Genomic DNA, 892 nt, shown 5'->3' with positions numbered 1-892 from the left:
AAATATCATTCTTCCTGCTGGTGTTTGTAATACCGATGTAACTAAAACACTTATAGTTTCTCCCATATGTTTCTTTCCACCATCTACTACAATCATAGTACCATCATCTAAATAGGCTATACCCTGATTAGATTCCTTACCTTCTTTAACAACTTGAACTATCATATGTTCACCAGGTATCGCTACTGGTTTAATCGCATTAGCTAATTCATTTATATTAAGAATTTCAACACCTTGAACTTGAGCTACCTTGTTTAAATTGTAGTCATTTGTAACAACTTTACCCCCAAGTGTTTCAGCTAACTTTAATAATTTTGCATCAACTTCTGCTATATCATCAAAATCTCTGTTGCTTATTTCAACTTCAATATTTAATTCTTTTTGAATTATGTTAAGTATATCTAATCCTCTTCTACCTCTAACTCTTTTTAAGTCATCTGAAGAGTCTGCTATATGTCTTAATTCATCTAGAACGAAAGTAGGAATTACAAGCTTACCTTCTATAAATCCAGTTTGGCATATTTCAGCAATTCTACCGTCTATAATAACACTAGTGTCTAGAACTTTAGGTGGTATACTTTTTTCTTCTTTTTTAGAATTCTTGTCCTTATTTACAGATAATCTTAAGTTAAAAATATCATCCTTACTCTTTAGTGCTATTCTACTACCTAAATAACCTAAAAATACATATGTAAATAAAGATAGTAAGCTTCCTATTACAGGTATCTTTAACATCAATATTAATTGACTTACAAGATAAGCTATAACAAAACCAACTATTAGTCCTATAGTACCTAATATTATATCTGTTTGAGGATATTTAGAAATTTCCCTATCCATAGCTTTTGCTATTTTCCTAGATTTGTTCATAATCCAAGGAGCTATTATAAAG

1 protein-coding gene is annotated in these 892 nt (G+C 29.9%); it reads right to left on the bottom strand.

Going from position 1 to position 892, the window contains the following annotated elements; all coding sequences use genetic code 11:
- A partial coding sequence (locus AZI32_RS17105) for a PIN/TRAM domain-containing protein (protein ID WP_061997160.1) occupies positions 1-892 on the bottom strand: 892 nt, incomplete at both ends.

It is taken from the genome of Clostridium sp. ATCC 25772, assembly GCF_001573875.1.
Taxonomy (GTDB): Bacteria; Bacillota; Clostridia; order Clostridiales; family Clostridiaceae; genus Clostridium_J; species Clostridium_J senegalense.
The sequence above is the reverse complement of the archived record's forward strand: the minus strand, read 5'-3'. Positions and strand labels throughout refer to the sequence as shown.